The 21,600-nt window shown below is 72.0% G+C and carries 20 protein-coding genes; 4 read left to right on the top strand and 16 right to left on the bottom strand.

Annotation, left to right across the window (positions count from 1 at the left end; translation table 11 throughout):
* Positions 1-24 precede the first annotated feature (24 nt).
* Together IF04_RS0124045 and IF04_RS0124040 are read right to left on the bottom strand one after the other, a co-directional pair.
* A complete protein-coding gene (locus IF04_RS0124045; protein ID WP_037960473.1) occupies positions 25-552 on the bottom strand; it encodes a 2,4'-dihydroxyacetophenone dioxygenase family protein in 528 nt (175 codons plus the stop codon).
* Between the two features lie 44 nt (positions 553-596).
* On the bottom strand, positions 597-1,325 hold the full coding sequence (locus tag IF04_RS0124040; protein ID WP_030261596.1) for an SDR family NAD(P)-dependent oxidoreductase: 729 nt from the start codon (positions 1,323-1,325) through the stop codon (positions 597-599).
* A gap of 293 nt (positions 1,326-1,618) precedes the next feature.
* Here IF04_RS0124040 and IF04_RS0124035 point away from each other — a divergent pair, with 293 nt between their 5' ends.
* Entirely contained in the window at positions 1,619-2,494 is an 876-nt protein-coding gene (locus tag IF04_RS0124035; protein WP_342668215.1) for a DUF5707 domain-containing protein, read from the top strand.
* 34 nt (positions 2,495-2,528) lie between these two features.
* Here IF04_RS0124035 and IF04_RS0124030 read toward each other — a convergent pair whose 3' ends face one another.
* The 9 genes from IF04_RS0124030 to IF04_RS0123990 form a co-directional block, all read right to left on the bottom strand.
* Positions 2,529-3,659, bottom strand: coding sequence for a PP2C family protein-serine/threonine phosphatase (locus tag IF04_RS0124030; RefSeq protein ID WP_030261592.1), 1,131 nt, complete (start codon positions 3,657-3,659; stop codon positions 2,529-2,531).
* Between the two features lie 95 nt (positions 3,660-3,754).
* Positions 3,755-5,404 carry a class I adenylate-forming enzyme family protein gene (locus IF04_RS0124025; protein ID WP_051831509.1) on the bottom strand — a complete coding sequence of 550 codons (1,650 nt, stop codon included), beginning with the start codon at positions 5,402-5,404 and terminating at the stop codon, positions 3,755-3,757.
* Positions 5,401-7,095 (bottom strand): CoA transferase, encoded by a 1,695-nt coding sequence (locus IF04_RS36000; protein WP_037960469.1) that lies wholly within the window; start codon positions 7,093-7,095, stop codon positions 5,401-5,403. The genes IF04_RS0124025 and IF04_RS36000 overlap by 4 nt, the downstream gene beginning before the upstream one ends.
* Positions 7,092-7,955 (bottom strand): methyltransferase domain-containing protein, encoded by an 864-nt coding sequence (locus IF04_RS0124015; protein WP_078600700.1) that lies wholly within the window; start codon positions 7,953-7,955, stop codon positions 7,092-7,094. The genes IF04_RS36000 and IF04_RS0124015 overlap by 4 nt, the downstream gene beginning before the upstream one ends.
* A 27-nt stretch (positions 7,956-7,982) precedes the next feature.
* Complete coding sequence (locus IF04_RS0124010; protein ID WP_030261581.1) at positions 7,983-9,548, bottom strand: class I adenylate-forming enzyme family protein; 1,566 nt, start codon at positions 9,546-9,548, stop codon at positions 7,983-7,985.
* 1 nt (position 9,549) lies between these two features.
* Positions 9,550-10,923: a protoporphyrinogen/coproporphyrinogen oxidase gene (locus IF04_RS0124005; protein WP_030261579.1), complete on the bottom strand. Its 1,374-nt coding sequence runs from the start codon at positions 10,921-10,923 to the stop codon at positions 9,550-9,552.
* The gene (locus tag IF04_RS0124000; protein WP_051831507.1) at positions 10,920-11,900 is read right to left on the bottom strand and encodes a UbiA family prenyltransferase; all 981 of its coding nucleotides are present in this window, start codon (positions 11,898-11,900) and stop codon (positions 10,920-10,922) included. The genes IF04_RS0124005 and IF04_RS0124000 overlap by 4 nt, the downstream gene beginning before the upstream one ends.
* 60 nt (positions 11,901-11,960) lie before the next feature.
* A complete protein-coding gene (locus IF04_RS0123995; RefSeq protein WP_030261574.1) occupies positions 11,961-13,091 on the bottom strand; it encodes a DegT/DnrJ/EryC1/StrS family aminotransferase in 1,131 nt (376 codons plus the stop codon).
* On the bottom strand, positions 13,088-14,257 hold the full coding sequence (locus IF04_RS0123990; RefSeq protein ID WP_030261572.1) for a DegT/DnrJ/EryC1/StrS family aminotransferase: 1,170 nt from the start codon (positions 14,255-14,257) through the stop codon (positions 13,088-13,090). Before IF04_RS0123990 ends, IF04_RS0123995 begins: the two co-directional genes overlap by 4 nt.
* Positions 14,258-14,480: 223 nt before the next feature.
* Here IF04_RS0123990 and IF04_RS0123985 point away from each other — a divergent pair, with 223 nt between their 5' ends.
* Together IF04_RS0123985 and IF04_RS0123980 are read left to right on the top strand one after the other, a co-directional pair.
* On the top strand, positions 14,481-15,605 hold the full coding sequence (locus tag IF04_RS0123985; RefSeq protein ID WP_030261569.1) for an Ldh family oxidoreductase: 1,125 nt from the start codon (positions 14,481-14,483) through the stop codon (positions 15,603-15,605).
* Positions 15,602-16,039, top strand: coding sequence for a DUF6917 domain-containing protein (locus tag IF04_RS0123980; RefSeq protein ID WP_030261567.1), 438 nt, complete (start codon positions 15,602-15,604; stop codon positions 16,037-16,039). Before IF04_RS0123985 ends, IF04_RS0123980 begins: the two co-directional genes overlap by 4 nt.
* 76 nt (positions 16,040-16,115) lie before the next feature.
* On the opposite strand, the gene IF04_RS0123975 is transcribed toward IF04_RS0123980, so the two are convergent.
* The 3 genes from IF04_RS0123975 to IF04_RS0123965 form a co-directional block, all read right to left on the bottom strand.
* Positions 16,116-16,649, bottom strand: a complete 534-nt coding sequence (locus IF04_RS0123975) for an EF-hand domain-containing protein (protein ID WP_030261564.1) — start codon at positions 16,647-16,649, stop codon at positions 16,116-16,118.
* A gap of 104 nt (positions 16,650-16,753) precedes the next feature.
* Positions 16,754-18,013 carry a nucleotide sugar dehydrogenase gene (locus IF04_RS0123970; RefSeq protein WP_030261562.1) on the bottom strand — a complete coding sequence of 420 codons (1,260 nt, stop codon included), beginning with the start codon at positions 18,011-18,013 and terminating at the stop codon, positions 16,754-16,756.
* A gap of 40 nt (positions 18,014-18,053) precedes the next feature.
* Positions 18,054-18,365: a hypothetical protein gene (locus IF04_RS0123965; protein WP_030261560.1), complete on the bottom strand. Its 312-nt coding sequence runs from the start codon at positions 18,363-18,365 to the stop codon at positions 18,054-18,056.
* A gap of 164 nt (positions 18,366-18,529) precedes the next feature.
* Between IF04_RS0123965 and aac(3) the strand changes: the two genes are divergently transcribed.
* Positions 18,530-19,387 (top strand): aminoglycoside 3-N-acetyltransferase, encoded by an 858-nt coding sequence (gene aac(3), locus IF04_RS0123960; protein ID WP_030261557.1) that lies wholly within the window; start codon positions 18,530-18,532, stop codon positions 19,385-19,387.
* A 2-nt stretch (positions 19,388-19,389) separates the two neighbouring features.
* Here the strand turns inward: aac(3) and IF04_RS0123955 are convergent, their stop codons facing one another.
* Together IF04_RS0123955 and ctaD are read right to left on the bottom strand one after the other, a co-directional pair.
* Positions 19,390-19,758, bottom strand: coding sequence for a hypothetical protein (locus IF04_RS0123955; protein ID WP_030261555.1), 369 nt, complete (start codon positions 19,756-19,758; stop codon positions 19,390-19,392).
* Positions 19,755-21,455, bottom strand: coding sequence for an aa3-type cytochrome oxidase subunit I (gene ctaD / locus IF04_RS0123950; protein ID WP_106975659.1), 1,701 nt, complete (start codon positions 21,453-21,455; stop codon positions 19,755-19,757). The genes IF04_RS0123955 and ctaD overlap by 4 nt, the downstream gene beginning before the upstream one ends.
* Between the last annotated feature and the right edge of the window lie 145 nt (positions 21,456-21,600).

Below are 21,600 nucleotides of genomic sequence, written 5' to 3'. Positions count from 1 at the left end.
CCGGACACCGGCTCTGATGTTGCGTCAGCGGATGAACTGATCCACGTAGTCGGCGCCCAGTCCCACCTTCGCGTAGTGGGCCCGGCACATGTCGATCTTCGTGAAGGTGTCCTCGTACCCGGTCTGCACGCCCTGGTCGTCCACATAGGCCAGGGCGCCGGTGATGTTGAAGAAGGTGATCATCTCCTGGCAGTCCTCGGGGACCGCGAGGGTGTGGATCTCACCCGGCGGCTCGTACACGAAGTGCCCGGCCTCGGCGACCCAGTCGTGCTCGTAGTAGTGCCACTTGCCCTTGATGACATAGCCGAAGACGACTCCCGGGTGGCGGTGCCGGGAGACGATGCCGGCCGCCGTCACCTTCAGCAGATTGCACCACTGGCCGGTCACGGTGTTGAACATCAGCGGCCGGAACCACACGTGCGGCGCCTGTGGCACCCACACCCGGTCGTCCTCGGGCACCGCTGCCACGGCGATCTCCGGGGGGACGACCGGCGAGACGGGAATGACCGGGCCTTTCGGCGGCACGGTAGGTGAGGTGGAGGAGGCATTCATACGGAACGATCCTTTCCCTTGAGTCTTTCAGGCGGCGAGATATTTCAGGCGGCGAGATAGCCGCCGTCGACGGCCAGTACGGCGCCCGTGATGAAGCCCGCGTCGGGGCCCGCCAGAAAGGCGACGGCACCCGCCACTTCCTCGGGGGCGCCCCAACGCCCCATGGGCGTGCGCTCGACGATGCGCCTGCTGGCCTCGGTACTCTCGTGCAGTTCGCTGGTCAGCCCGGTACGGATCCAGCCGGGCGCGACGGCGTTGACGCGGATGCCGTGCTCCGCCCAGGCCACCGCGAGCGACTTGGTGAGCTGTACGACCCCGCCCTTGCTGGAGCTGTAGGCCGGCACCTTGGGGCCACCGAAGTAGCTCAGCATGGAGGCGACGTTGACGATGCAGCCGCCCGAACGTGCGAGGGCCTCGCGCGCGGCCACACAACAACGCATCGTGCCGGTGAGGTTGACGCCGACCACGCGGGTGAAGACATCGAGGTCGTACTCGCGTTGCCGCGCGATGACGCCCGCGGCGTTGACCAGTACGTCCAGGGTGTCGAAGCCCCCGAGAAAGTCCTGCAGCGCGGCATCGTCCGTCACATCGAGCTGTACCGCGCGTACGCCTCCGGGCAGCCGGCCGGCCGCGCCGTCCGCGTCGAGCCCCGCCACGGTCACGTCGTCCCCGGCGGCCGCGAACCGCGCGGCGATCGCGGCGCCGATGCCGCTGGTGCCCCCGGTCACGACCACGGTCCGTCCGCCGGGCCCCGGCGGCTGGTCTTCGTCCACAGCTGTCCCCTCGTTTTGGTCACCACGGATGTGCCGCAACCGATTCAACACAGCGGGGAGAGCCGCGTCAGCGCTCATACGGCAGGGGAATGGGGCCCATTCGCCTGGCCGTCGCCGACGCGTGTTCACCTACTGTTCGAAATTTCTCAGCCAGCCGTACAACCTTCCGCGGCTCCCGTTGATCTTCCCCGTCGAGTCAACCGACTCCTTCGAACCTTGGGCCTGTGAGCAGCCAGTTCCGGGCCCCTTCTCCACCTGGGGAACACATGCGTAGACGCGCCACTGCCGCCGCCGTGAGCGGCGCTCTGGCCCTGACGGCTCTCGCGATTCCGGTCGCGCAGGCCGACGCCGGGCGGACGGACGACTCCGCCGCGGCCGCCCGCACCGCGCAGGAGAGCTCCGTACAGCAGGCCGCCACGGCGAAGCAGAAGGCCGAGCCGTTCGGGCTGCGCGCCGTCGCCGACGACGGGTACGGCGACACCGCGATCTCCGATGTCGTCGTCAACGGTGGCAAGGACGTGGTCCTGGGCACCACCAACACCAAGACGGTGACGGTCAGCTTCACCGCGACCGACGACTCCGGCATCGACTGGGCCACCGCCATCCTGTGGCACGGCGGCGCCACCTTCGACGAGATGGACACCGGCGTCACCGGGAACGAGGAGAACGCCGGCTGCACGGCGACCTCGGCCACCACCGCCAAGTGCACGCAGACGTTCACGATCGACCCGCAGCTCGACCTGACCAACGCCGCCGCCGGCACCTGGAAGGTGTGGGCGCTCGCGCAGGGCACGGACGCTGACTATGTCCAGCAGGACAACGTCAAGTCCTTCGCGATGAAGCGTTACTCCAAGCTCACCGTGAACGCCTCGCCCGAGCCGGTCCTCAAGGGCCGGACCATCACCATCACCGGCACGCTGACCCGCGCCAACTGGGACACCTTCAAGTACGCCGGCTACACCCAGCAGTCGGTGAAGCTCCAGTCGCGTCCCGCGAGCGGTGGCAGCTACGCCACGCTGAAGACGTACACCTCGGGCAGCGGCTCGACCGCGGGCCAGGTGAAGACCACCCGTACCGCGAGCACGGACACCTGCTGGCGGTACAGCTTCGCCGGTACCTCCACCACCCCCGCCGTGACCTCCACCGGCGACTGCGTCGACGTGCGCTGACGCCCGGCACGTCCCCTTCCCCGCGGGGGCCCGGTCACCGGTGGGTGAGCAGGTCCTGGTGGGGGAGGGGGCGGTGCAGGGCGAGAAGGGCCTGGTCGTCCTGGGGCGCGCTGGCGCTGTGCCGGCTGACGTCGCGGGCCAGGAAGTCCAGGACGGTCGACGGCTCCGCGGGATGGCCGGTCTGCCGCAGATAGTCGCGGAGCATGCCGGGGACCCGGTCGGCCGGGTCGTAGAAGGCACCGGCGCGGTCGCGGGCCTCGGTCACGCCGTCCGTGAAGCACAGCAGCATCGCCCCAGGCGGAAAGGCGTACGTCTCCACCGGTGACGCCCAGCTCCCCAGGCTGGTGATGCCCAGCGGCGGCGCTTCCTCCGCCGGCTCCAGCACGCGCGCCCGGCCGTCCGCGTGCAGCAGGAGCGGCGCCGGATGCCCGCGGTTGACGAGCTGCACCTGCTCCAGGTCGTCGCTGAACTGGACGATCAGGGCGGTGGTGAATCCCTCGGTCTCGTCCGGGCCCTCCCGGCGCCGCCCTTCGCGCAGCAGCGCCTCCTCCATGACCTCTACCAGGTCGGGCAGGTCGGGGGAGTGGTCGGCGGCGTGGCGGAAGGCGCCGATGTCGACGCTGACGGCCGCGACGGCGGACAGCCCCTTGCCGCGCACGTCGCCGACCATCGCGCGGACGCCGAACGGGGTGTCCTGCACGACGAAGAGGTCGCCGCCGATCAGGGCCATGTCCTCGGCCGGGACGTACCGGGCGGCGATCCGCAGCTCACCCAGCCTGCTGGGCGGCCGGGGCAGCACGGCCCGCTGGGCCACCTCGGCGGCGTACCGCGCCCGGCTGGCGCTGGCGTGCTGCGAGCGCAGGGACCGGTCCAGGCCCACGGCCAGGACGGTGACCGCCATCAGGGTGACCTGGTTGGCGACGCCGGCCTGCCAGCCGAAGGAACCGGCGGCGTACGCCAGGCCCGCGTGCGCCAGCATCGCGGCGAGGCCGACGGCGACGATGCCCGCCGGCCGGAGCAGGGAGACCGCCGCCACCGGCGCCACGGCCAGCAGCGGCGCCGACGACACCGGCGCGGGCGTCAGCAGGTCCACCAGTACCGCGAGAACGATCACCGCCGCCGGAATCCAACGACGCGTCCGCGACCACACTGCCAACTCCCTCATCAGGCCATCTTGCCCGCCCGCGAGACCGCAGGCAGCGCACGGCAAGCCGAAGGCCGCCGAACGGTATCCCTACCCAGCGGCCCCGGTGAAGTCTCTCAGGCGCGCCGCGGCGCCGCCGAGGCCATCGCCGTCAGTGTCCGGCGGCAGATCTTGCCCGTCGGGCCCAGCGGCATTTCCGGCAGCCGGAGGAGGAGTTCGGGCAGCTTGCGGCGCTCCAGGCCGCGCTCCCGTTCCAGGAAGGCGGTGAGGTCCGGCAGGGTCAGCGACGGGACCGTACCGGGGAGCTCGCGGACGCACGCGCACAGCCGCTCGCCCAGCTCCGGGTCCGGCACGGCGACACAGACGGCCTCGGCGACGGCGGGATGGGCACCCAGCTCCCGCTCCACCTCGGCGGGGCTGATGTTGTATCCGCCGCGTACGACGATCTGGCGGAGCCGGCCGAGGACGTGCAGTCTGCCGGGCGTGTCCAGCAGCCCCCGGTCGCCCGTGCGCACCCAGCCGCCGGCGGTGCGGTAGCGGGCGTCCAGCTCCGGGCTCGCGACGTAGCAGAGCGGGGTCATCGGGCCGCGCGCGCAGATCTCGCCCGGCTGCCCCGGGGGGAGCTCAGCGCCGTCGCCGTCGGTGATGCGAATGGCGGCCACGGCGGGGTCGGGGCGGCCGGTGCCGGTCTCCGGGGTGAGGCCGGTCGCCGCGGTGTGGCAGTTCACGCCGTCGGAGGAGCCGTACACGGCGATGACCGGGCGCGCGAACCGCCGCCTGCAGGCGGCGGCCGTGGATTCGGGAAGGGCCGCGCCGCTGGAGACGACGGCCCGCAGGCCGGTGAGGTCCTCGCCCGGGACCGGTGGGTGGTCGGCGAGGCGGCGCAGCATGGTCGGTACGCCGAAGACAAGCGTGGGGCGGTACTCGCTGATCATGCGCAGGGCCGCCGCCGGGTCGAAGGAGTCCTGGACGAGGAGGGTGCCGCCGAGCGCCGCGACCGTGACGGGCGTGCCGCAGGAGCCGAAGGAGGAGGCGAGCGGGACGAGGACGAGGTGGCGCGGCGGCGTGTCGTCGGTGTGCAGGGCCCGGATGTACGCGGCCCGGCCGCCGGCCATCGCGTTGTGCGAGTAGGCGACCATCTTCGGCTCGGCCTCGGAACCGGAGGAGACGAGGATACGGGCGGGGGAGTCGGGGTCGGGTGGCGGCGGCGGGTCCGGGAAGGCGGGCGCGGGGGCATCGAGCGGGCGGGCGCCGGGCAGGTCGTCGGGGCCGAACACGGCACGTAAGTAAGGCAGTTGAGAGCGCAGGGCGATGTCGTCGGGGGAGGAGAAGACGGCGCCGCGGGCGCGGGAGCGGGCCAGCAGGCTGAGGGTGTCACGGGTGCCGCGGCCGGGCGAGTACGGGAGCGACACCGCGCCGAGCGCCGCCACCGCCAGCTCCGCCGCCACCGCCTCGCGGCCGTTGGGCAGCCGGAGCGCGATGACGTCCCGTGCGCCGAGGCCGGCGGCGGCGAAGGCGGCGGCGATGTGCCGCACCCGGGCGGCGAGGGTGGCGTAGTCCACCGCGCCCGCCGCGTCGATGACCGCCTCCCGGGCCGGGTGCCGGCGGGCGTGCTCGGCGAAGAGGGAGTACAGGTCGCGGTCCGGGTAATCACCCCGGGCGGCCCAGGCGCGGCGGTCCCGCGACGGTACGAGATCGCGGAGCGCGACCCCGTCGCGCGAGGTCCAGACGGTCCTCGGCGTGGCAACTGCTGACTCCGTCGTCATGAGAACTCCCAGGGGGCGAGCGGATACGTGTGCTCCGCCGTCGCGAGCGCCCCGCGGAAGGCCGGGGCGCGGGCCAGGTCGCGCAGGTCGGTGCAGACCGGCGTCGCGGTCAGGCCCGCCTCCCGCAGCCGGGGCGTCCAGAAGCCCGTCGGGCGGAGGCGGAAGCGGAGGAGGGACGCGGCGAGGTCCGACGCGGCGCCGGGCCCGGTGATCCGCGCGACCCGCTCCGGCCGGACGCGGGCCTCCGGGCCCAGCGCGAGATAGCCGTCCGCGGTCCGTAAGGGACGGTCCAGCGGGGTCCACTCGACCCGCCGGCGGCGGCGCGGGATCACCGCGGCCGCGGAGAGCAGGGAGGAGTCGACGCGCCCGCCGTGACCGGTACGGATGCGGGTGAGCAGCGCCGCCAGTACGCCCTGTGCCGACACCAGACCGCCGAGGATGTCGGTGAGCGTCATCAGGGAGGGCACGGGGAGCTCGTCCGCGGGGCGGAGCGCGGCGGCAAGTCCGCTGCGGGCCTGCACCAGGAAGTCGGTGCCGACCGGCGGCGTCGGCCCGAGCGCGTCGCCCCAGCCCGAGGCTCCGGCGTACACCAGGCCCGGGCGGGTCCTGCGCAGGTCGTCGGCGTCCAGGCGGAGCTGCGCGGCCTTGCCCGGCGCCCAGTTGTGCAGGAACACATCGGCCCCGGAGACCAGTTCGTGGACCTCGCGCCGGCCCGCCTCGGTGGTGAGGTCGATCTCAGCCACGGTCTTGTCCGCGTTGAGCGCGCTGAACCGGGCCGAGCAGGTGCCCGCGATCGGCGGAATGCCGCGCATCGGGTCGCCGCCCGGCGGCTCGATGCGCATGACGTCGGCGCCGAGCATCCGCAGGACGTGCCCGGCGAGCGGCCCCTGCACCCGCCGGGTCGACTCGACGACCCGCAGGCCGCCGAGCGGCGCTTCCGTCGCGGGAGCAGGCCGCTCGGCGGTCCGCTCGGGGAACGGGGTCAGGGTCCACGGCCGGATGCCGATCGGCGGGAACGGGTCCTCGCGGACGGCCAGTACGCTGACGCCCGCCTCGCCGGCCGCGTGCCGCACGGCCCGGAAAGGGGCGCGGGCCACCGCCTCGTGCAGGGACGCCGGCAGCGGGCAGCAGGCGGTGCCGAACCGCTGCTGGAAGGGGCGCCAGCCGCGCCCGGCGTCGGCGGGCGGCGCGCCGAGCCGCCGCCAGAAGTCCTGCCACCGAAGGGGATCGAGGGTCTCGAACTCGATGTGCACCCCGTCGGCCGTGAGCCAGACGCACTCGCCGGGGGCGAGCGGCTCCGGCGGGTCGTCGGCGGCGGTCGCGGCGGCGAGGTACTGCGTGACGGAGAGCAGCGCGGCCTGGGCGACCGAGGTGCGGACCCCGTGCAGCGCCAGGCCCCGGGACCGGCCGATGAGGACGGCGAGGGCGCCCTGCGCGGCCAGTACTCCGGCCACCGCCGACGCGTAGTCGACGGCGAGCGGCGCGGGGCGGCCGGCCGCGCGGCCGTGTACATGCATGATCCCGCAGGCCGCCTGCACGGCGCGCTCGTCGGGCAGCGGCAGGCCGACCGGCCCCGCCCAGTCGATCGCGTACTGGGGCCGGCCGGACTTGGGGGCGTTCGCGAGGTCCAGGGCGCGCGCCGCGACGCGCCCCGCGACCGCGGCCTCGACCGGCTGGGGCGGGGCGGTCACGATCCGCCCCCGACCGCCGGACGGCGGCCCTGCGTCGAGTACAGGATGCTGGACGCCGCCCGGAAGGACGGGTCCCGCATCAACGCCCGTACCTCCTCCAGGTCCCGTTCGGTCATGCCCGCGGCGATCAGCTTGTCCCGCAGGTGGTAGGTGTGATGGAGCTGGAGCCGCAGCCCTGCGGAGGCGGCGTGCCGGGACTCGATGAACGGCTGCGGGTCGATGTCGACGAGCCCCGCGGCCCGCATCGCGGCCGGCACCCGCCGCCCCCAGTGCGGGTCGCCGCCGCCCGCCCGCATCGCGGCGGCCTTTGCCCGCAGGAAGGCCGTGTACAGCCCGGCCGCGCGCGCGTCCGGGGCGAGCAGGGGCGGCTCGTACGACGTGTCGAACTCGTCGATCTGCAGCAGACCGCCCGGCTTGAGGGCGCGCACCAGTTTGGCGAGTACGGCACCCCGCTCCGGGAGGTGCTGCAGGACGAGGCGCGCCACGATGAGGTCGAAGGCCGCCTCGGGCAGCGGGTCGGTCACCACATCGTGCCGGACCACGGAGAGCCCCGGCATCTCGGCGATGTGGTGCGGCTTGACGTCGGTGGCGGTCACCTCACCGGTGGGCACGACGCGCGCGGCGAGCCAGCGCGCCACGCTCCCGCCGCCCGAACCGATCTCCAGGCACCGCCAGCCGTCCCCGACCCCCGTCGCGGCCAGCCGCGGGAGGGTCACGGGGTCGTACGCGGCGGCCAGGCAGCGGTGCTGCTCCCGGCTGTGCGTGCTGTCGTTGTCGAAGACGTAACCGGGGGTGCTGTACGCGTCGTTCGTGTCTTCCAGGCTCCGGTGCAGTGTGCTCCCCACCTCTCTGCGATACATGAACTGCTCCTTCCTCACCTGAAGCTTTCAGGTCCACCGGCCGGAGCCGGAGGTGTCCGTACGGCCGGTGAGGCGGCGGCGCAGTGCCGTGCGGCGCACCTTGCCCGTGCCCGTACGGGGGACGTCGTCCCAGGTGAGGACGGCCGGCTCGCGCAGTGTCGGGAGGTCGCGCACCGCCTCCTGCCAGCGGTCCCGGTCCAGCGTGCCGTCCGCGGTGACCACGACCGGCAGCGGCGCCTCGCCGGGACTGCCGAGCACGACGCACTCCAGGACCTGCGGCAGCCGCTCCTCCAGGACGTCCTCCGTTTGCAGACAGCTCAGTTGGGGGGTGCGGTCGACCTCGCGGTCGATCAGCCGGACGCTGCCGCCGCGGCTCCGGATGCCGAGGTCGCCGGTGTGCCACCAGCCGCCGTGCTGCTTCGCCGCCCAGCGGGCGTCCTCGCCGACGTACGCGAGGCCGCGCGCCGCTGTCCTGGCCAGCACGAGCCCCTCGCGGCCGCGCGGCAGCGGCGCGAGCGTCTCGGGGTCGACCACCTTCAGCCGGGTCTTGAGCGGAATGGGCCGGCCCAGATTGCGGGCGTCGTCCGACGACAGGGAGCGGCGGGTGTGGAAGCGGAAGGTCAGCGGGCCGGTCTCGGTCTGGCCCCAGCCCTGCATCCACAGCGGGCCGCGGTGCGCGCTGGCCTGCAAGTAGGCGCGGAGGACGGGCGGGTGCACCGCGTCGTACGTGCTGATGTACAGCCGTACGCGCCGGAACGGATTGTCCAGGCGGGTGGTCAGCGGCCGGAAGCGGACGTACGACGAGGGGAGCGCCTCGACGATCGTCGGCGGGTGGGCGCGGAGCAGCGGGTCGGCGGCGTCCGGGTCCTGGCCGGTGACGATCGTGATCCGCCGGGGCGCCAGGCACAGCACGCTCGCGGTCCAGCAGAACGTCCGGCCGTGCGCGTACGAACTGGCGTTGAGCAGCGTGTCGTCGCGCCGCACGCCGATCTTCGGATACCGCACGGTCTCGAACCGGGCCAGCTTGCCGATGATCGTGCGGGTCGAGTGCACCACCAGCTTGGGCACGCCCGTCGTGCCCGAGGTGTGGTTGATCACCAGCGGCTCGTCGTCGTGCCGGCGGCGGGGGCCGGGCGCGGGGTTCCCCTGCAGCGCTTCGAAGGCGAGCGTGCCCGGTAACGCGCCGTCCAGCAGGACGCAGGCGTCCGCCGCTCGCAACAGGTCGGCGCCTTCGGCGCGGGCCCGCTCCAGCAGGCCCGACGTGGTCACGAGCAGGGCGGGGCCCAGGCGTTCGAGCAGCAGCCGCAGCGTCTCTCCGGAGAGCTGCCCGGAGAGCTGTGCGGGGACGGCGCCGATCCGCACGGCGGCGCAGGCCAGCAGGTCGTAGTCCCAGTGGTTGTCCTTGACGATCGCCACCCGGTCCCCGGGACGGGCCCCGGCGGCGGTCAGCCGGCCGGCCATGTCCTGGACGAGCGCGGCCAGTCCGGCGACGGAGTGTGCCGTACCGGCCTCCGGCGCGATGTCGAACGGCCGGTCCAACTGGAACTCCGTACCGTGGCCGCGCTCGGCGCACTCCTCGAACAGGGTCCCCATGTCATGCGGTTTCACGTGTCGTCTCCCGGTCGGTGGTGTCGTGGGGGCGGGGGCCGCGCAGCCGGCTGAGGACGCGCGAGGCGGCGAGCGCGCCCGCGCGCACGGCGCCCTCGGAGGACGGCCGCAGCATCACCCAGTCGCCGGCGTACTCCACGGGACTCGTGGCGCGGGCCATGAAGGACGGGCGGCGGCGCAGCGCGGTGGGGGTGGCCTCCGGCAGCCCGTGCGGGAAGGCATGCACGAAGTTGCGCATACCGGCCTTCTCCAGGCCCGGTACATAGCGCCGGGCCGCCTTGGTGAGCCGCTCGACGACCTCCCGTTCCGGCGCGGCGAGCAGCTCGGGGATGGTCCGGGGGTGCGCGATGAGGGTCAGCAGGCCCTTGCCTGCGGGGGCCCGCGCCGAGTGCTTGACGTGGTCCGCGATGACGCCGGACAGCACGCTGTCCTCCGCGTCCGGCGTGAGGAGGAGGTACAGCGGCTCGACGCCGGCCCGCGGCCCGAGCGGCCGGTCCAGCAGGCAGCTCACCTTCAGCGTCGGCGTGAACGTGCACGCGGACAGGTACGCGGCCTCGTCCGCCGACGGGTTGGCGTGCAGCCGGGCCGCGACGGGCGCCGGTACGCAGAGCACCGCCGCGCGCGCCGTGACGACGCCGCCGCCGATCCGCAGGCCCGCCGAATCCCGGTCGGCGACCACTTCGTGCACCTCGCTGCCGGTGACGACGTCCAGCCCGGCGGCGAGCCGGCGGGCGAGCAGGTCCATGCCGCTCGCGTACGTGTGCCAGCTCGCCGGCCCGCCCGCGTCCAGCAGCAGGCTCAGCATCGGGGCCGCGGCGGAGCGCGCGGTGTCCCAGCCGAAGAAACTGCCGGCGACCGGCTGCAGGAGGTAGTCGTGGAGATCGGAGTGATAGCGCCCGGCCAGCTCCTTGACGGTCGTCGTGCCCAGCGGCGTGCGCTCCGGGTGGTCGGCGTCGAACTCCGCGCGCTGCCGCCCGAGTTGGGCCAGGAAGCGGGCCAGATCTAGGCGGGCGCGCGGGCCGAGCCCGGCGCCGGTGAGCAGCGCCGACGGCTCCGCCACGCCAGGCCGGGCCCGCGCGCCGCGCCACATGCCCAGCCGGCCGCCGATCCGCGGCACATCGCCCTCCGGCACGCCCAGCCGCTCGATCAGCTCCCAGGTCGCGCGGTAGCCGTGCCGGGGGAGCTGCTCGGCGCCCTCGTCGATGGTGTAACCGTCGTGCCGGAAGCTGCGCATCCGGCCGCCGACGTGCCGCTGCTTCTCGTACACCCGGACGCTCAGCCCGGCGCGCTGCAGTTCGTGTGCGGTGGTCAGCCCGGCGATTCCCGCGCCGATCACGGCCACGTCCAGGTCCGGGCTCATGCGAAGGCCCCCGATCCCACGAGGAGGTTCGCCGCCACCAGCAGCGCCACGCTCAGCCGGTGCACCGCGAAGCCGGTCTTCCGGGCCCGCATGATGTCGCCGCGCACGAAGCCGGTGACGAACTGCTTCGTCCGCAGCGCCGTCGCGGGCAGCATCAGCAGCACGAACCACCACGGGGCGGCGCCGGTGGCCGAGGCGACCGCGCCGAGCAGGAACTCCGCGGCCGACAGACAGCCGATGAACACCGTGTTGCCGCGCTCCGACACCAGCGCCGCCACGGTCGGCCGCCCCACGGCCCGGTCGCCCTCGACGTCGTTGGTGTTGGAGTACACACCGAACATCAGCGGCCCGAACCCGAACAGCACGCCCTGCACGAGGAGGAATCCGGAGAAGTGGCCCTCGGCGAGGCCGTACGGCGCGACGACCAGCACCACGCCCAGCGCGACGAGGAACGCCTCCTGGAAGCCGTGATAGCTGATCTTCAGGCCGTAGGAGTACTGGAGAGACACCACGAACAGGGCCGCGATCAGCACCAGCGCCCACGTCGGACGGTGCGGCGCGACGGTCACGGCGACGGCCCACAGGAGCGCGCCGATCAGTGCCGTCACCCAGGCGAAGCCGAGCGCCTCGCGTTCCGTCAGGGTGCCGGCCACCAGTGGCTTGCGCAGCTTGTTGCGCAGTGGGTTGTCCGGGCCGTAGTTCTGGGTGTCGCTGCCGTCGCGGAAGCCGGTCACGTCGTCCAGCGCGACCATCGCCATGATCACGAACACCTGGCCGAGCAGGAAGACCACGAGCATCGTGGCGGTGGGCCGGTCGAACCGGGCGGCGGGCAGCAGCACGGCGGCCAGCACCACCAGGATGCTGAGGTAGTAGTCGTAGACGTCGAGCTTGCCCAGCCGGGCGAAGCTGCGGAGCCGGTGCTCCGCCCGCCCCGCGGCGGCCCGCGGCAGCCCGGCCGGAAGGTCCTGATGCGTCATCTGCCTTGTCCTTCCTCTGAGTTGGTGATGGGTCCTGTTCGCTGCTCGGTCGTTCGCTGCTCAGTCGGCCGCGCACGCGCACACGGCATCGGCGATGTACTCGACCTGCGCATCGGTCAGATGCGGATACACGGGCAGCGCCAGCGCCTGCCTGCCCGCCTCCTCGGCGTGCGGCCACCGGTCCCCGGGCGCGGCGTACACGGCGAACGCGGGCTGCAGCGGCAGCGGGAGCGGGTAGTACGCGTGGGACTCGATGCCGCGCTCGCGAAGCTGCCGCTCCAGCTCCTGCCGCCGCTCCGCGAGCACCGCGTAGACGTAGTAGCAGCGGCCGTCCCGGCCCGCGGGCGGCGGGACCACGCCCCGCTCGGCCAGCGGCGCGAACCGCTCGGTGTAGTACTCGGCGATGGCGGCGCGCCGCTCCAGCCGCGCCGCCAGCCCGCCGAAGCGGTGGATCTGGAAGGCGGCCTGGATCTCGTCGAACCTGCTGTTCCGCCCGATGACGTGATGCAGGAACCGGTTGTGGCCGTTCTGCCCGTGGTTGCGCAGCATCCGCACCCGCTCCCCGAGGGCGGCGTCCCGGGTCACGACCACGCCGCCCTCGCCGGGCATCCCGAAGGACTTCACCTGGACGAACGAGAACACCCCGGCCTCGCCCCACAGCCCGGCGGGCGTGCCGCCGAGCACCGCGCCCTGCGCGACCGCGGAGTCCTCGACGAGCCGGACCCCGCGGCGCCGCGCGAGGTCGGCGAACTGCGGCATATCGGCCATGACGGAGAAAATGTGGGCCGGCATGACCGCCTTGGTGCGCTCGGTGATCCGCTTCTCCACCTCGGCGGGGTCGGCGACCATCGTGTGCGGCCGGACATCGGCGAACACCGGCGTGGCGCCCAGATGCACGACGGAGGAGGCGAGCGGGGCGCAGCCGAAGGCCGGTACCACCACCTCGTCGCCCGGACCCACGTCCAGCGCGGCGAGCACCAGGTCCAGCGCCGAGGTCCCGCTGCTGCACGCGACCACGTCGGCGGCGCCGAGCGATTCCTTGAGCAACTGCTCGAACCTGCGGGTGTGTTCCCCGAGAATGAAGCGCTGTTCCGGCGCGAGACCGATGTCGCGGAGGAGACCGAGCAGTACCTCGCGATCGCCCTCGAACAGATCCGGCGGGAAGAACGGAATACGTGGCGGTACGGTCATTCCGGCCTCCCGCGGTAGAACGCGCCGATGACCTCGCAGACGCGGTCGAGCTGCCGCTCGGAAAGGTCCGGATGGAAAGGCAGCGCCACCGCGCGGCCGCTCGCCGCCTCGGCATTCGGGAAGTCCCCCGGAGAATGGCCGATTTCCGCGAAGCAGGGCTGCAGATGCAGCGGGGTCGGGTAATAGACCTCGGTCCCGATGCCGTGCCGGGCGAGGTGGGCGACCAGTTCGTCCCGGCGCTCGACTTCGATCAGATAAACGTAGAAGACGGGCGCGGAGCCCGGTCCGCGATCGACCACTTCGGGCAGCCGCAGGACACCGGGAATTTCCCTGAGCCGTTCACCGTAGGCCGCGGCCAGCTCGCCGCGGCGCGCGATGTCGGCGTCCAGCCGGGTCAGTTTGGCCAGCAGCACCGCCGCCTGGATGTCGTCCATCTTGCTGTTCACTCCGGGCAGCGCGCTCCGCGTCGAGATCGTGGGGAAGTCGTCGACGGTGCGGCCGAGCCGGCCGTGGTGCCGCAGGCCGGAGACCAGCTCCGCCGTCCCGGGATCGTCGGTGAGCACCGCGCCGGCATCACCGAGCGCGCCGAGCGTCTTGCTGGGGAAGAACGACAGCACCCCGCCCGCGCCGTGCAGCCCGGCGTGCACACCGCGCTGCCGCATGCCGATCGCCTCCGCGCTGTCCTCCAGCAGCACCAGGCCGTGCCGGGCCGCCACATTGGCCAGGCCCGCCATGTCGGCCATCTGATGGAAGAGGTGCGCGGGCATGACGAAACGGCTCGTCGGGGAGACGGCGGCGGCCAGCGCCGCGGGGTCCATGGCGTACGTGACGGGGTCGATGTCGACGAACTGCGGCCGGCCCCCGGCGAGCGCCACCGACGTGGCGGTGGCCGCGAAGGAGTACGCCGGCACCAGGACGCCGTCGCCGGGCCGGATGCCGCAGGCGCGCAGCAGCAGCACCAGTGCGTCCGTGCCGCTGTTCACCCCGATCACATGGCGCGCTCCCGTGTACGCGGCCAACGCGCTTTCCAGCTCCGCCACTTGTCTGCCGTGTGAAAATTTCCCGTTGTCGAACACCTCGTTCACGCGGTCTTCGATCAATGGCCACAGTCGCGCAAAGGTCTCCGCCTGGGAGAAGAATGGGACTGTATGACAATGCACTTCCATGTCGAGAGAGACCTCGACCACCCCCTGGTACGCATTCGGCGGTTTCCCGCAGGGTGAGTGATCCCCCGTTCGCAGCAATCGACACGTGCCCCCTGGCATATTCACACTTTGCGGTAAGTCCTATTCATATTTCTTGACTCGCCTTCTGGCGGCACGCAGCATTCGCTTGTCCGATGAACGGCGCGCACGCGCACCGCTTTTCTGGAGGATGATGGAGTTCCGTATGACCCACCCCGCCAAGGACCGGGCAGCGCAGCCGCCGGTACTGGTCGAGCACGATGCCCTGTGCGCCGCCGTCGCCGCCCTGTTCGCCTCCTACGGCGTGCCGCACGGGCGCGCCCGTACCGCCGCCGACGCGCTGTGCTACGGAGACCTCACCGGGCTCGACTCGCACGGCGTCTTCAACCTCGGGCGTCTCTACCTCCCGCTCCTGGAGGGCGGCCGGGCCGACCCCGCCGCCGAGCCACGGACCGTCACCGACCTCGGCGCCTGCGTGGTCCTCGACTCGTGCCGCGCGCTCGGCCTGTGGGCAGCGGCCGAGGCGATGGACCTCGCCGTGGAGCGGGCCCGGCTGTACGGCATCGGCATGGTCTCGGCCCGCCGCGCGACCCACTTCGGCTGCGCCGGGTTCCACACCGCACGCGCCGCCGAGCAGGGCATGATCGGCATGCTCGCGAGCAACTGCGGCGGCCAGCGCATCGCCCGCCCACCGGACGGCACGCTCGCCATGCTCGGCACGAACCCACTGAGCGTCGCCGCGCCCGCGCTGGACGGCCGCCCCTTCGTCCTCGACATGAGCACCACGGTCGTCCCCACGGGGCGGATCCGTACGGCGGCGCAGCGCGGCGAGTCCGTACCGGAAGGCTGGCTGGCGGACCCTGCGGGCAACCCGCAGACCGACCCCGCCGCCTTCGACCGCGGCGAGGCCCATCTGCGCTGGCTCGGCGGCGACCCTGCCACCGGCGCGTACAAGGGCTTCGGCCTCGGTCTCGTCGTCGAGCTGCTCGCCGCCCTGCTGCCGGGCGCGGCCGTCGGGCCGGCCCCGGAGGCGCTGCAGGGCGACGGCCGGCCGCACGGCCGCGACGACGACATCGGCTTCTTCGCCCTCGCCATCGCACCGGAGAAACTGCGGTTCGACGGGGACTTCCCCGGCGCCGCCCGGTCCCTGTTCAGCACGCTGCTGGCCTGCCCGCCCGTGGACGAGACCCGCCCCGTGCGCTACCCGGGCTGGTGGGAGGCGGAACGGGCGGAGACACGCCGGCGCGAAGGCGTCCCCCTCCCGGCCCACCTCCACGAAGAGCTCACTGGCCTCGGGGTGTTCGCCCCGGCGAAGGGAGCGGCGCGATGACGCCCCGCCGCATCGGCGCCTCGCACGAGGACGGCGCGAAGCGCTCCGTGCGCGGCGACCTCGTGAAGGTCCTGCTGCACCGCCGGACGGACCGCGGCATGACGCTCGAACCGCACGCGAGCCGCTGCGTGCGGCGTGGTGAGGTCCATGAACTGGTCACCACCGACCAGCCGGACACCCGTCCGGGTTCCCGCGTCGACCGGGTCGGCTTCCTCGGCTTCGTGGAGCTGGCCTGCGCGGGGGTGATCGACCGCGGGGACGACGTCTGGATCGACGGACTCTGCATCGGCACCGTCGTCGGCTTCGACGCCTGCCACTTCCCCAACCACTACAACATCCTGATCGGCACCGGCAGGCTCGTCACCGGCAGCGACCTGGAGCTGTGCCCCGAACTCCCCGTCGCCTTCACCCAGGTACCGTCCACCGGCCACTGACCGCTTCCTCCGCACACGGCGACGGCCGGTGGCCCCCACGGGGACCACCGGCCGCGCCTTTCGGGTCGGTGACCGATCAGCCGAGCAGCTCGACGTCCAGCTGGCCGAAGTGGTACTTGCGTACCGCCGCGAGCAGTTCGTCGAGCGACAGCTCGCCGTCGTCGTCGGTGTCGACCTTGCGGAACGCCTCCTGGGCCTTCGAGCGGTCCACGCCGATGCCGCCGAGCCACGCCTCGAACTCACCGGCGTTGATCTGCCCGTCGGCGTTCTTGTCGCAGAGACCGATGATGCCCTTCACCACCGGGCCGAGCGCGCGGTTGAAGTCGGCCTCGCCTCCCTGGAAGATGAGGTCCCCGGTGACACTCAGGAACTGGTCCTGAGTGAGCGGGCCGTTCGACGGTGCCCCGGCCGCCTGCGTGAGGTGATCGAAGAGGCTGCGGAAGGCTTCCCGCAGCGCCTGCGCCTCCGGGGAGTCGGTGCGCTTGCCGAAGTTCTGCGCGATCTTCCCGGCCTCCTGCTCGAAGTCCTGCCATTCCAGGATTCCGTTACCGTCCGAGTCCCACTTCTGGAAACGCTTCAGCAGGCGATCGTTCGCGACGGCAGTAGCCATGATGGTTCCCTTTCGTTGGATGTGCGGGATGTCAGCGACGCCGGACGGAACGTCGGCGCCGCCTCGCGGAACCCTTCTTCTCCGAAGGCCCGCAAGTCTGGAATTCAGAGGAGCGTGACCCGGGCCCCGGAGGCTCTTCCGCGGGTGTCCAGCAGGGCACAGTCCGCGCGGGTCAGCGTCGTCAGGTCGTAACACGCGTGGTGCTGCAGGAGAATTGCCAGATCGGCACCGGCCAGGGCGTCCGGCAAGGACTCCACGCGTTCCAGGAATGCGCCGTCCGCGGCGAATTCCCCTACATACGGGTCGTGATAGCGGACCGCGATGCCTTGAGCGCGCAGACCGCTCGCCACCGGTGCCGCCGGCGATTCCCTGGCGTCGGCCACATCGGGCTTGTACGCCACGCCGAGCAGGACGACCGACGCTTCTCCGGGCGCCTTTCCCATGTCGCCGAGGAGCCCGACGGCCCGGCCGACGACATGCTCCGGCATCCGTGACACCACTTCATGGGCCGCGGACAGCATCCGGAAGTGGAAGCCCTCGGCGTCGGCCTTCGCCGCGAGATAGCGGGGATCGACCGGGATGCAGTGGCCGCCCACCCCGGCCCCCGGCTGGAACGGAGCGAACCCGAAGGGCTTCGTCGCGGCGCAGTGCAGCACGTCCCACACGTCGATGCCCGTGCGGTCGCAGAACAGCGCCACCTCGTCGACGAGCGCGATATTGACGTACCGGTAGGTGTTCTCGAGCAGCTTGGCCATCTCGGCTTCGCGCGTGCCGCGCGACACCACCAGCGTCTCGACGAACCGGCCGTAGAAGGCGACGGCGTGCTTGGCGCACAGGGGAGTGCAGCCGCTCACCACCTTCGGGGTGTTGCCGATCCCGAACTGCCGGTTACCGGGGTCGATGCGCTCGGGTGAGTACGCGAGGTGGAAGTCCGTGCCGGCCCGCAGCCCGCTGCCCTCCTCCAGGAGGGGGCGGACGACGTCCTCCGTGGTGCCCGGGTAACTCGTGGACTCCAGGACGACGAGCATGCCGGGGCGCAGGCCGCGTGCCACGGCGCGCGACGCGGCACGCACCGCCCCGAGGTCCGGCGCGCCGCCCGCGCCCAGTCCCGTGGGGACGCAGATCACGACGGTGTCGGCCCGGCCGGTCACGGACGCGTCGTCCGTCGCGCGGAACCCCGTCGCCAGCATGTCGGCGACCTCCGCGTCCGGCACCCCACCGACGTGCGAGCGCCCCTCGTTGAGCCCGGTCACCACCGCGGTCGAGACGTCGTACCCGATGGTGGTCAGGCCCGCGGCGCACGCGGCCTGCGCGAGCGGCAGCCCCACGTGCCCCAGCCCGATCACCACGAGATCGGCAGTCATGGAAATTCCCCCCTCGTTCGCAACGGCTCCTCATCTCTGATCAGGCGGAGAAACTTCCGGTGCCCGGGGGGACATGCGAGCCATATCCCGGCTGCACGGTCAGTGAGGGGGTGAGACAGAAGGGGTCGCCGTAGACCCGGACGGGCTTGTCGGTGCGATTGACGAGGACATGCGCACCGAGCGGCAGCTTGTGACAGCCCTCCGGATTCTCGTACGTGGTGAGCGGCTGGAACTCGGTTTCGAATACGCTGACCTCGCCGTCACTCGGAGCGGCGGTTGCCGGAACGGTCGCGGAAACGCTCGCGATGAGCGCGACGGCGACCAGGGTGAAAACAGAACCGACTCGGCGCATATGACATTCCTTTCGCGGAGAACGAGCACCGCGAGAATGCTGCCCCTGCGCCCTGCCGCGTAATATTCACCCGTCAAGGTGCACCCGAATCAGCGACAATATGCCAATGCGGTGGCAAGAGAAGATCGTATGACCGGCCCGTGGAAAGGGGTACGGTCGCCGCCATGGACGAACTCGCGCTGCTCGAGCGCTCCGGCGGTCCCGTGACCCGTGGCCGGCTCGCCCGTGACCTCACCGCGCTCGGCCTCGCCGACGGTGACCACGTCATGTTCCACACCGCGCTGTCCGCCCTCGGGTATGTGGCGGGCGGCCCGCAGACGGTCATCGGCGCGCTCCGCGATGTCGTGGGTGAGCGGGGCACGTTGATGGTCACCTGCGGCTGGAACGACGCACCGCCCTACGACTTCACCGACTGGCCGCGAGCCTGGCAGGACGCGCTGCGCGCCGAACACCCCGCGTACGACCCGGACGTGAGCGAGGCGGACCATGCCAACGGCCGCCTCCCCGAAGCCCTGCGCCGCATGGCGGGAGCCGTCCGCAGCCGGCACCCCGACGCCAGTTTCGCCGCGCTCGGCGCGGCCGCTGAGGAGCTGATGGCCGACCAGCCGTGGGACGGCCCGCACGGCCCCGGCAGCCCGCTGGCGCGGCTGGTCACCCGGGGTGGCCGGGTCCTCCTGCTGGGCGCCCCGCTGGACTCCCTCACGATCCTGCACCACGCCGAGGCGCTCGCCGACGCGCCGGGCAAGCGGTTCGTGACGTACGAGCAGCCGGTCGTCGTCGGCGGGGAGCGGGTCTGGCGGCGTTTCCACGACATCGACTCGGAGAACGGGGCCTTCGACTACTCCGCCGTCGTGCCCGAGGGGCAGTGGCCGTTCGAGGCCATCGTCCGGGACATGCTCGCCGCGGGCCTCGGCCGCAGCGGCCCGGTCGGCGCGGCGCGCAGCCACCTTTTCGACGCCGGGGACGTCGTCGACTTCGGCGTCGCCTGGATCGAGGACGAACTGGGCGACGCCCGCCGGTGAGGTTACCGCCCCGCGGCGGTCAGCAGGCCGAGTGCGCAGCCGGCCAGTGCGCAGGCGGACAGGGCCGCCGCCACCGCCGCGCACAGGACCCGGTGGCGCAGCTCCCGGTAGCGGGTGGCGTACTCGTCCTGGAGCTGCGCGCAGCGGTGGCGGATCCGTTCCAGGTAGCGGCGGGTGAGGAGGAGCCGGTCGTCCGTGTACTGGCGGATGACCTCTTCGCGCTGTGCCGTGGTGAGCCAGGGCATCCGGTCGGCGAACGCCGCGGCCTCGGTCCGGGCCCGCTCGGCCTCCGTCCAGCACAGCAAGTAGCCCTCCAGCCGGCCGAGGTCGGCGTCGGCCGCGCGTTCCTCCGGGCCGTACTGCGGGTTCATTTCTCCTCCGTACCGCCGCGCAGCGAGGTGTCCGGGTCCTCGTCCACCATGTCCCTGCGCCCGGTGGCCTCCGCCTGGTCCAGCATGGCGACGCCGGGGTGGTGCAGGTCGAAGGCGGGGGACTCGGAGCGGACCCGGGGCAGCGTCTCGAAGTTGTGCCGCGGAGGCGGGCAGGACGTCGCCCACTCCAGGGACCGGCCGTAGCCCCAGGGGTCGTCGACCGTGATCTTCGGCGCGTACTTGGCGGTGCGCCACACGTTGTACAGGAACGGCAGCGTGGAGACGCCCAGCAGGAACGCGCCGATGGAGGAGACCGTGTTCAGCGCGGTGAAGCCGTCCGCCGAGAGGTAGTCGGCGTAGCGGCGGGGCATGCCTTCGGCACCCAGCCAGTGCTGGACGAGGAAGGTGGTGTGAAAGCCCACGAACAGCGTCCAGAAGTGAATCTTCCCCAGCCGCTCGTCGAGCATGGTGCCGGTGAACTTGGGCCACCAGTAATGGAATCCGCCGAACATGGCGAAGACGACCGTGCCGAACACGACGTAATGGAAGTGCGCGACCACGAAATAGCTGTCGCTCACGTGGAAGTCCATCGGGGGAGAGGCGAGGATGACGCCGGTCAGGCCGCCGAACAGGAAGGTGAGGAGAAAGCCGAGGACCCAGAGCATGGGTGTCTCGAACGACAGGGAGCCGCGCCACATCGTGCCGATCCAGTTGAAGAACTTCACCCCGGTGGGCACCGCGATCAGGAACGACATGAAGGAGAAGAACGGCAGCAGCACGCCGCCGGTGACGAACATGTGGTGCGCCCACACGGTGACCGAGAGGCCGGTGATCGAGATGGTCGCCGCGACCAGTCCGATGTAACCGAAGATGGGCTTGCGGGCGAACACCGGGATGATTTCGGTGACCACGCCGAAGAACGGCAGCGCGATGATGTAGACCTCGGGGTGGCCGAAGAACCAGAACAGGTGCTGATACAGCAGCGCGCCGCCGTTGGACGGGTCGTAGATGTGCGCCCCGAACTTCCGGTCCGCCGCGAGGGCCAGCAGGGTGGCGGCCAGCACGGGGAAGGCCATCAGGACCAGCACGCTGGTCAGCAGCACGTTCCAGGTGAAGATCGGCATCCGGAACATCGTCATGCCGGGCATCCGCATGCAGATGATCGTGGTGATGAAATTGACGGCGCCGAGAATGGTGCCGAATCCGGAGAGCGCCAGGCCCATCACCCACATGTCCCCGCCGACCCCCGGAGTACGGGTGGCGTCGGACAGCGGCGTATAGGCGAACCACCCGAAGTCGGCCGCGCCGCTCGGCGTCAGGAACGACCCCACAGCGATCAGCGAACCGAAGAGGAAAAGCCAGTACGACAGCATGTTCAGCCGCGGGAACGCCACATCCGGCGAGCCGATCTGCAACGGCATGATGGCATTGGAGAACCCGGCGAAGAGGGGCGTGGCGAACATCAGCATCATGATGGTGCCGTGCATGGTGAACGCCTGGTTGAACTGTTCGTTGGAGAGGATCTGCAGGCCCGGGCGCGCCAGTTCGGCACGCATGGAAAGCGCCAGCAGCCCCCCGAACAGAAAGAAGATGAAGGCCGTCACCATGTAGAGAGAGCCGATCTTCTTGTGGTCCGTGGTCGTCAGCCACGTCACCACCACGGCACCTCTTGTGCGACGGGGGGTCTCTCGGACCATCGGCTGATCCGGGTGCTCCGTCTGCGTCGTCACGACGCCACTCCCTTTCCGCTCCCATGGGTACACGGCTGGTATACGGCACCGGCGGAAAGCAGCCGCGCCATTGGGCCGTACGTGGGAGGGGGGAATACCGGGAATTCCGCCC

This window comes from Streptomyces violens, from assembly GCF_000717745.1.
In the GTDB taxonomy this organism is placed as follows: domain Bacteria; phylum Actinomycetota; class Actinomycetes; order Streptomycetales; family Streptomycetaceae; genus Streptomyces; species Streptomyces violens.
This window is presented reverse-complemented; position numbering and strand designations above follow the sequence as displayed.

What these genes read in the sequence shown, in the direction of transcription:
- IF04_RS0124045 (WP_037960473.1), bottom strand. Translation starts at nt 552, where the DNA reads ATGAATGCCTCCTCCACCTCACCTACCGTGCCGCCGAAAGGCCCGGTC.
- IF04_RS0124030 (WP_030261592.1), bottom strand. Translation starts at nt 3,659, where the DNA reads ATGAGGGAGTTGGCAGTGTGGTCGCGGACGCGTCGTTGGATTCCGGCG.
- IF04_RS0124025 (WP_051831509.1), bottom strand. Translation starts at nt 5,404, where the DNA reads ATGACGACGGAGTCAGCAGTTGCCACGCCGAGGACCGTCTGGACCTCG.
- IF04_RS0124015 (WP_078600700.1), bottom strand. Translation starts at nt 7,955, where the DNA reads ATGTATCGCAGAGAGGTGGGGAGCACACTGCACCGGAGCCTGGAAGAC.
- IF04_RS0124010 (WP_030261581.1), bottom strand. Translation starts at nt 9,548, where the DNA reads ATGGGGACCCTGTTCGAGGAGTGCGCCGAGCGCGGCCACGGTACGGAG.
- IF04_RS0124005 (WP_030261579.1), bottom strand. Translation starts at nt 10,923, where the DNA reads ATGAGCCCGGACCTGGACGTGGCCGTGATCGGCGCGGGAATCGCCGGG.
- IF04_RS0124000 (WP_051831507.1), bottom strand. Translation starts at nt 11,900, where the DNA reads ATGACGCATCAGGACCTTCCGGCCGGGCTGCCGCGGGCCGCCGCGGGG.
- IF04_RS0123995 (WP_030261574.1), bottom strand. Translation starts at nt 13,091, where the DNA reads ATGACCGTACCGCCACGTATTCCGTTCTTCCCGCCGGATCTGTTCGAG.
- IF04_RS0123990 (WP_030261572.1), bottom strand. Translation starts at nt 14,257, where the DNA reads ATGGAAGTGCATTGTCATACAGTCCCATTCTTCTCCCAGGCGGAGACC.
- IF04_RS0123985 (WP_030261569.1), top strand. Translation starts at nt 14,481, where the DNA reads ATGACCCACCCCGCCAAGGACCGGGCAGCGCAGCCGCCGGTACTGGTC.
- IF04_RS0123980 (WP_030261567.1), top strand. Translation starts at nt 15,602, where the DNA reads ATGACGCCCCGCCGCATCGGCGCCTCGCACGAGGACGGCGCGAAGCGC.
- IF04_RS0123975 (WP_030261564.1), bottom strand. Translation starts at nt 16,649, where the DNA reads ATGGCTACTGCCGTCGCGAACGATCGCCTGCTGAAGCGTTTCCAGAAG.
- IF04_RS0123970 (WP_030261562.1), bottom strand. Translation starts at nt 18,013, where the DNA reads ATGACTGCCGATCTCGTGGTGATCGGGCTGGGGCACGTGGGGCTGCCG.
- IF04_RS0123965 (WP_030261560.1), bottom strand. Translation starts at nt 18,365, where the DNA reads ATGCGCCGAGTCGGTTCTGTTTTCACCCTGGTCGCCGTCGCGCTCATC.
- IF04_RS0123955 (WP_030261555.1), bottom strand. Translation starts at nt 19,758, where the DNA reads ATGAACCCGCAGTACGGCCCGGAGGAACGCGCGGCCGACGCCGACCTC.
- ctaD (WP_106975659.1), bottom strand. Translation starts at nt 21,455, where the DNA reads ATGGTCCGAGAGACCCCCCGTCGCACAAGAGGTGCCGTGGTGGTGACG.